The sequence below is a fragment of the Tetzosporium hominis genome, from assembly GCF_002265435.1.
In the GTDB taxonomy this organism is placed as follows: domain Bacteria; phylum Bacillota; class Bacilli; order Bacillales_A; family Planococcaceae; genus Chryseomicrobium; species Chryseomicrobium hominis.
The window spans coordinates 24,098-32,705 of the sequence record NZ_NOKQ01000116.1 but is presented as its reverse complement, the minus strand read 5'-3'; the positions used below and the strand labels follow the sequence as shown (position 1 = coordinate 32,705).

Here is an 8,608-nt window from a genome sequence, read left to right as displayed (position 1 = left end):
GAGCTGAGGGCTCTTCATGCCTTCTACCTGACGGTAGAGGAAGAGGAGCTCTTCGGGAGCCTTACCGACGATGTCTACCGGCAAAGGCGTCTTCTCAAGTGCGGCATAGGCCATCTTCCCAAAACTTTTGAAGACCATCGTGAACTCAGGTAAGAAACGGTCGAGCCAGCGGATGATCCGATTCTGTAGCGCATTGATATCCTCTTGGATCTTCGAGCGAAGGGTCGCACCGTTCCGCAATTCAGCCTCGATCCCTTCCAAGATCCGAGGATAGTTGAAGCGCCCGTCTCGCATCAGTCGCGCAATCACGACGGCATCCTTCTTGTCATTCTTCGTCTGTAGATTGTCATCCAGCTCTTTCGATCGGTTGACGTGCATCGGATTGACCATCACATAGGGGATGCCATGGTCGGTGAGAAAGGCCGCCAGGTTCATCCAATAGTGCCCGGTCGGTTCAAAACCGACAATGATATCTTGTTTCAGATGTTCTTCTTTGAGGGCGATGATACGCGTGTAGAGGACCTCAAAGCCGTGCCGTGACTGGGTGAACGAGAAGGATTTCTGGAGCACACGGCCGCGGTCGTCGACTGCACAGGCGAAATGTGTACGCTTGGCGATGTCGATACCGATGACCAGTGTCTTTTCTGAGACTTGATTAATCTTTTCATTCGTTTTAGAATTCATATAATAGTCCTCTCTTAGATGTATTGGGTCATTTTCTCGGGTGACCACTCAATCATCATAAAAGAGGGCTTTTTTTTATTCAAGGCCTCAGAAATCTTCCTAACAGGAATGCTCCTTAATCAAGTGTTGCAACGCGGAAGACTTCTTCTGTAGTTGTAACGCCTTGAGCCACTTTTTCCATACCATCTTGCAGTAACGACTTCATATTGGCTTGTTTCATATACCGCATGATGTCTCGTTGCGTACGACCATCGATAATCATTGTTCGCACTTCATCATCCACTTCTAATACTTCGTGTACGGCTAATCGGCCTCGGTAACCTGTGTTGTTACAGGCAGGGCAACCAACACCACGTGAAATTTCGTGGATTTCAACACCATTCTCGGCAAATAGTTCTTTTTCACGGTCAGTAGCTGCTTCTTTTACAGCACAGTCACGGCAAACTCGGCGTACAAGACGCTGAGAGATAACACCTACCAACGAAGAAGCAATCAAGAACTGTTCAATTCCCATATCTCGTAGGCGAGACACCGATTCGACTGCTGAGTTCGTATGCAGTGTGCTTAATACTAAGTGCCCTGTAAGTGAAGCTCGAACTGCGATTTGTGCTGTCTCGAGATCTCGAATCTCCCCAATCATAACGATATCTGGATCTTGACGAAGAATAGAACGAAGACCGGCTGCGAATGTTAATCCAACTTCCTCTTTGACTTGAATCTGGTTGATTCCTTCTAATTGGTACTCAACTGGATCTTCAACTGTAATGATATTTACTTCGTCTTCATTTAATCGATTCAAACCAGCATATAGAGTAGATGATTTACCAGAACCTGTAGGTCCCGTGATCAGCACAATCCCGTTTGGTCGTTTCAACATTTTCTTAAACGCTTTTAAGTTGCTGTCACTGAATCCCAGTTTAGAAATATCGTTAATAGCATTGGTCAAATCAAGTACCCGCATTACGACTTTTTCGCCGTAAATAGTTGGTAGAGTGGAAACGCGGATATCGACTGGCTTCATATTGATGTTTTGCTTGATACGACCATCCTGCGGAATACGATGCTCAGTAATATTTAAGTTTGCAAGAATTTTAATACGCGCTAAAATTACATTTTGAATGTATTTAGGTAACGCTCTTTCTAAGTGAAGCACCCCATCAATGCGGTAACGAACACGGAAATCAGTCTCTTGTGGATCAAAATGAATATCCGATGCACGTTGTGTTACTGCGTTACTGATCAATTGGTTTACGAGATTTACGATTGGAGAATCAAGATCGGTAATCTGTGTTTCATCATCCATGTTGTCCGGGATAATGTCTTGCAACGACATGTCCATCGTCTCTTTTAGGTCGTAAAACTTAGTGAGCATACGCAGCAAATCATATTTTGCAGCAATAGCAGGTTCCACTTGAAGCCCTGTTGCCATACGCACTTCTTCGATTGCAAAGTAATCCATTGGATCAGCCATCGCAAGTAAGAGTTTGTTGCGTTCTCGTTTAATAGGAAGAACTAGGAGTCGCTTCGCAATATCTTTAGGGACGAGTGTCGTCAATTCCGGATCGATTGGATACTGTGTCAAGTTGATATTCGGAATTCCAAGCTGCATTTCAAGCATTTCATTCAACTGCTGCTCTGTGATCAGGTTCTCACGAATGAAGTAATCCCCTAATTTTTCAGCAGGCGCCTTGTTGGCAAGTCCAAACTCAAGCTGTTCTTGAGAAATCATTCCCGCTTCAACCAGCATATCTCCAATACGTTTTTTCGTATTCAACCTCATGACGCCACTCCCCTTTCTTTAATTAATTTTATTTCCGCCTTTATCGTAATCATCCTGATCATCAGAATCGGTATCGTCTCCGTTCCCGTTACCGGAACCGTCGCCAGAACCATTTCCGGAGCCTGTACCAGTTCCTGTACCAGACCCACTATCTGTTCCAGAGCCAGTACCAGTGCCTGAACCTGTTTCAGTACCATTTCCAGTTCCAGTCCCCGAGTCAGTGCCAGTTCCGCCAGTTGTTCCACCTGAAGTGCCACCAGTTGTTCCGTCGGTCGTTCCACCAGTCGCAGGTGGCGTTGGTGGTTCTTTCGCGCTGACCTCGAAGACTTCATTTACAGGAGGATAATAATCACGTGCCACGATTTCTTGTGTCTCAAATGAACCAGAGTCTGAAGTGATCGTGCGGTATGTTACAACTCGCCATCCACTGCGTCCAGTCTCTACTTGGCGTTCACGTCCATACGCCAAATCTGCAACCAATCGTTCGATTCGTTTTGGTTCAATTTCTTCTCGAGACCCCACTTCATAACTAGTAGTAGAATCCGGGTTTAGAGTTAAGAACTCTATTAAGAATGTACCAGCTGAATTCGAAGCCTGGATGATTACCGGTGTGTCAAATGTATTCTTGAACTTTAAGTCACGGTTTAACTTTGCGCTAACCATAGCTTCAAGACCAAGTGTTGTATAGCTCGGAACCACTCCTTGTGAATGACGCTCCACAAGATCAAACTCTGTTTGAAGGACCGTGATGTACAACATGGAAGCGACAAAATTCGCAGTTTGATCAGAGATAGGTGTTGCTCCCTGTTCTAAAGCTTCATTTAATGAAAAGATTTCTTGTGAAGGAAGAGATTTTTGATTCAATAGTTCAACGACAGTATTCAGTTCCGCTGCTGGTAGTCCTGTTTGGACGTTCACAAAACCAACACGTTCCATATCCTCGGTCGTCACAGAACTTCCTACTAATAAGATAGGTTCTGTACTCAACACGCTTGCTTTTAGTTTCAATTCTTCGATTGATTGGTTCATATCGTAGGCTGGATCTGCGTCAATTGCTGCAACCAAACGATCACTTAAAGTCACCACTAATGGTTGATGCACTTCTTGATTTCGTTTCCAAAATGCGTACCATGGCACATCTGCTTTCTCAAGAAATTGCTCAACCGATTGATTAACATCAAATTGGAAATCTTCTGGTGCGACTTGTAGATTCGGGGCAGATGCTTGCAATCCAGGAACTGCTTGTTCTGACCAAATGGCAATCTCACCTGTGATCCACGAAGTGAGTTCTGCTTCATCTAAGCTAGGAACCGTTTTTCCACCTAGCGTGTGTGACTGTTCATCTGCTAAGACAATAGGAGAAGCAAACAACATGATAACTAGTGCAATAGATAGTATGTATGGTAGTGATTTCGGCAAAGTCCTTCACCCCTCTTGCTCAAAAATTTCATATGTTTATATAGGCCTAACATCATATATACAACTTCTTCATCACTATTGTATCGTAATACTTGTAACTGTGAATACAACTTTCTACCTTAATTTTGAAATATATTCGACAAATATTTCCTTTGTTTCATTCTTTTGAACGCTCTGTTATGATGAAAGTATAATTGGTACTATTCGGAGGTGCAATAGGTGATCAAAAATTTTTTGAATTCGAGAGGGTTTACTCTAATCGAGATTTTAGCTGCGATTACTCTACTGGCCATTATCTTATTATCTTTTGCTTCTATAATGGTGAACAATTTTAATACAAGTTACAAAAATCTCGATAAACTTTCTACTATACAACTAGCGGATACTTATTTTAATCGAGTAAGCAGCGTGCCTCTTGGCTTAAATACCACTTCTACTCTTAACGATGTAAAATCTGCAATTGAAGACTCTACAGATTTACCAAAAACAATAGAATTAAACAATAAAACTTATATCATTGAGTACAAAGTAAAGCACAACACGTCACTTAATATAGACACACAGCGTTCAGAGTCTCAACTCGGTCTTTTCACTGTAATAGTTGAAGTATCACTTAAAGGCACAGAAATAAAATCAAGGACAGAGGGGTATATTCAAATTGAAAAAACAACTCCGTAATCAAAATGGTCTATCTCTTATAGAATTGCTTGCTACAATTGTATTGTTGTCCATTATCTCACTATTTGTCTTCTCAATGTTTACTAGTTCTATAAATACTTACAGAACTAACCAACTTAATACGCAACTCAGATCACATGCTGATCTATTATTTTTGCAAGTAAATAACGAATTGGCCTCAGTGCATTTTGATCAAATCAAGGAAGCCTCTACTACAGATAGTCAACAATTGTTAAAAAAATTGACTATTTCTTCTGCTTCCTATAAAGATTGTCCGAAATATGATCAATCCAACAATTTATGTAAAGATAACGCTATTGCAATAGAGTTAAAGAAAGTTGGCAACAAAAATGCTTTAGTTATTGGAACTCAGCCCCTGATAACTGATACCAAATTTGAAATAAAAGATTCATCGGGATTTAAAGTAGATAGTCAGACTAAATTAATTGAGTTAATTTTAATAATTACTTATCAAGACACAACATCACGAAAATCTCAAACCAAAGAAGTAAAGTTCACTCAAACATTTCAACCTATTTAATGGAGGGATCTAAATGGTAAAACAGCAAAAAGGGTATGCCCTTCTTATTACTCTCTTACTTGTAATATTAATTAGTGTGCTTGGCCTTGCTATGATCACTGCAAACATTACCGCTTCAAAGCAAAATAAAATTAGAGAGACAGCTGTTTTAGCTGAGGACTTAGCATTAAAAGGAGCAGAATATTTCACTTTATCTTTACAGGACGAACTCGAATCTTCAATTAATAATACAAGACTCACGGTCCCTCAATATATTTCTAGACTAAATGATGTTTTACAAAAAAACAAATATAAATGTAGTACTGGGGAAGTTGACATCTCCTCAGAGTCCGAAGGAGAAACATCCGTTTGTATAGAAAGAATTTATCTTGAAGATAATCCATCTCCCACTATTGAACAATTAAACACAAGTCTTAAATGGATTGTAGTTATAAGAAGTACTAGCATTGTAAATGAACAAATAAAGACGGTTCGGCAACACTTGATGTATGGAACTGATAATGTGCCAGATCAGTTGAGATATGCTTTGTCGACAAATGATAATGGCAACTTATTCTTACACGGTGGTATGGATATTTACGGAGATGTAAAAACGGAAGGAAACTTGATAATTTCTAGTACAGCTTTTTGGAAGAAAGAAGGACGTGTGCAGTGGGTACCTAGTTTGGCACCGAGGATTATTAGTAGAAATTTCACCCCGAAAATAATATTACCTACTAATACAAATTATAATGTATATACAATGAAGAATGAATCATACATGCCGAACGATGTATTTGATAATAGTCACACCACGGGCAAGCTCTTCACTTCATTAACCAACCAAACTGATCGTCTAAACGCAAATGAGTATTATACTAAGCTAAATGTATTTAATCAATCGGGTTTAGATTTAGCTAGAGATTATTTAACAGATGGTGAAAAAGTCAATTTTGAAAGAAGAGATTTGCCAGTAGATAACTTAAACATCTCTAACGAGATTAGTAGCCAGAAAAATTCAGCAAAATATCGTGATCTTGCTAGCACCACTATAAGCAGAAATTCAGATTCAAAATTTTCTTCAGACAAAAATAATAGTTTTTATTTTGGTAGTACTCAAAGGTATTGTAAATTTTGGTTTTTGGGGTGCTTGGAATACGGTTATAGAGATGTTATTAGCAATTTAACAATATCTTCAATCTCTACGGACCAAGTAAATATTAAAGGAATTTATTATATTACAGGCGACCTTACCATAACTAACTCAAAGTTAAACAGTGATGCTATATTTTATGTGGATGGTAATGTAAACATGACGAATAGTTCGATTGTAGATGGAAGCAATTTATATATTTTTTCAAATGGTGAAATTGAAATTTCCAATATGTCTGTAGATAAAGATACTCCAAGTAAAATTAAAGGTTTTTTCTACACTAAGCAAAACTTTCTAATGTATGGGGTAGCTTCTAATATCTATCTAAATGGAGGTATCTCAGCAGATAGAATTATCTTAACTGCAGTTCGAGGGAAGTCTAAAGATTATGAATACGATTCAGTAGCTATTCAAAAAGCAATTATTAACAATGAGCGAGTCCCTTCAAGAATGGTGATTGATTATGACCCAAACTTGATTCCTGAATTTATCACTTTCACACGACCAGCTGATACCGAGATAGCACCAACTATGAACCAACCTGTCATTATTGAACAAGAAATCACTTCTGGCCCTTAATAAATACACCTCGTCAATGCTTATATATAAGCTTTGACGAGGTGTTTTATTTCATATATTCCGCCACTTTGTTACGTCCCGCCTGCTTCGCTCCGATATAAAGAGCTCGGTCCGCGTTACGTAACATCGTGATGGTTTCGTCTGTATCTTCTGGAGCCGTAGAGACCCCTATAGAAACAGTGATGTAGATGATTTCATCATGACGATTGCTAGTAAGATCGGAATCAATCAAGAATGGCGTTAACTGGACTTCGATGCGAATCTTTTCTCCAAGGTCTGCTGCTTCTTGTTTTGAGAGCTGGGGCAGTAACATCACAAACTCTTCTCCCCCGTACCGTGCGAGCGTACCGTCCTCAGGAACATGTTTCTTCACTAGTGTTGCGAAATCTTTTAAGACTATATTTCCTGCATGGTGACCATAGCGATCATTTATTTGTTTAAAATGGTCAATGTCTAGCATCAAGAGTGAAAGCATCAAATGTGGATTAGAATCCAGTCGCTGCTGTTCCATCTCCAATTTCTTATCCAAGTATCGATAATTGTAGAGTCCAGTCAATGCACAAGTTTCACTCTTTTCTACTGCTGCATGTACGTATCGTGCTTTTTCTAGTGACACAGCAAAATATGTAGAAAGCAAGTGTACGATATCCATCTGGAATTTTTCAAACGCATATTTTTTTCGGGCAGAAAGGACGACCATTCCTTCTGTCTTTTTGTTTCGAGAGATGGGGACAATCAAGAGACTGTTCATATCTTTCCCTAAGAAGTCTGGCGCTTCATTCATCCATTCGGATGCTTTACCGAAGCACTGCTTTTCTGATCGGACGAAGTAACTATGAATGAAGGACTCCAGTATGGAATCAGAATCCACTTTGATCGTCACTTCCTCTTTGTCTTCAATGGCTCGAAGGACGACGTACTTGCCTTTAATATTATCGACAATATAAATGGCATCTAACGGAAACAGTTCGGATACGCGTCGCATGAACATATTGATAATTTGATTTGAGCTTAGACGGTCCGCCATCTCGTGACCAAATGCGCTGGCTTTCGCGAGTGCGATGTTCGCTCGTTCAGCCGTATTGTACATACGCATCACATACGTGATCAGTAAAAACGGGATACCCAGTAGACAAAAAGCGATCCACCCAATTTCATTTTGAAGAATATAAAGTGAGATTGCAAAAGGTAATGTTATAAGTCCGCCTGTATAATCCCATGCAGCATCTCGAGAGAAGAAGCGTTCTTTTGTGCCTAAGATGGCGTCACGAGCATACAGAATAATATGGTTGGAGACTAAACTAACAACTAAAAATACACTAGCGCCTAATATGATCATCTTAATATCTTCGCTGCCAAGTGTGTATCCTACACCGTGAGCCGCTGCGGCGGATAGTAGCGAGACGAGTACAAACATCCAAGAGCTGTATAGGATACGGTACTTTAAATCCGATAAGAAACGAACACGGAAAACCATCGGCAAGATAGAGATTTGAACGAGTAGCATCTCAATACCGGCTCCGTATTCTAAAAAGGCTGCAACTGTCACCCATTGCGAGAGGAAAATCGTTGTGTTCCCAATGTGGAATGGGATGGCTGTGGTAGCTACGGCCAAAATCAGCATCAAGGCGACAATGCTAAGATCAATTGGTTGACTTGGAAACAAAAAGAACAGGACTGCCATCAGTGGAAGTCCGGTAAAGATATAAAGCAGTACAATAGTTTGTTTGGTACGCTTGCTGAAATCCACTTTGGCCCTCCCGTCTTGAATTTACAGTTGTCTGACAAATCAAAT

Annotated in this window: 7 protein-coding genes; 3 read left to right on the top strand and 4 right to left on the bottom strand. The window is 40.1% G+C overall.

Features of this window, described 5'->3' with window-relative positions; genetic code table 11:
- From CF394_RS00570 to CF394_RS00560, 3 genes are all read right to left on the bottom strand, one after another.
- Nucleotides 1-684: IS110 family transposase (locus CF394_RS00570; RefSeq protein ID WP_133079776.1), on the bottom strand; the 684-nt coding region annotated here is incomplete at its 3' end.
- A gap of 115 nt (nt 685-799) precedes the next feature.
- Complete coding sequence (locus CF394_RS00565; RefSeq protein WP_094941344.1) at nt 800-2,464, bottom strand: GspE/PulE family protein; 1,665 nt, start codon at nt 2,462-2,464, stop codon at nt 800-802.
- An 18-nt stretch (nt 2,465-2,482) separates the two neighbouring features.
- On the bottom strand, nt 2,483-3,883 hold the full coding sequence (locus CF394_RS00560; protein ID WP_094941343.1) for a VanW family protein: 1,401 nt from the start codon (nt 3,881-3,883) through the stop codon (nt 2,483-2,485).
- A 219-nt stretch (nt 3,884-4,102) separates the two neighbouring features.
- Between CF394_RS00560 and CF394_RS00555 the strand changes: the two genes are divergently transcribed.
- From CF394_RS00555 to CF394_RS00545, 3 genes are read left to right on the top strand one after another with little or no spacing between them, the layout of a single operon-like run.
- A complete protein-coding gene (locus CF394_RS00555) occupies nt 4,103-4,561 on the top strand; it encodes a PulJ/GspJ family protein (RefSeq protein ID WP_094941342.1) in 459 nt (152 codons plus the stop codon).
- Nucleotides 4,542-5,102 carry a PulJ/GspJ family protein gene (locus CF394_RS00550; protein WP_243370589.1) on the top strand — a complete coding sequence of 187 codons (561 nt, stop codon included), beginning with the start codon at nt 4,542-4,544 and terminating at the stop codon, nt 5,100-5,102. Before CF394_RS00555 ends, CF394_RS00550 begins: the two co-directional genes overlap by 20 nt.
- 13 nt (nt 5,103-5,115) lie before the next feature.
- Complete coding sequence (locus CF394_RS00545; RefSeq protein WP_094941340.1) at nt 5,116-6,813, top strand: hypothetical protein; 1,698 nt, start codon at nt 5,116-5,118, stop codon at nt 6,811-6,813.
- Between the two features lie 46 nt (nt 6,814-6,859).
- Here the strand turns inward: CF394_RS00545 and CF394_RS00540 are convergent, their stop codons facing one another.
- Nucleotides 6,860-8,563: a sensor domain-containing diguanylate cyclase gene (locus CF394_RS00540; protein ID WP_094941339.1), complete on the bottom strand. Its 1,704-nt coding sequence runs from the start codon at nt 8,561-8,563 to the stop codon at nt 6,860-6,862.
- Nucleotides 8,564-8,608: the final 45 nt, after the last annotated feature.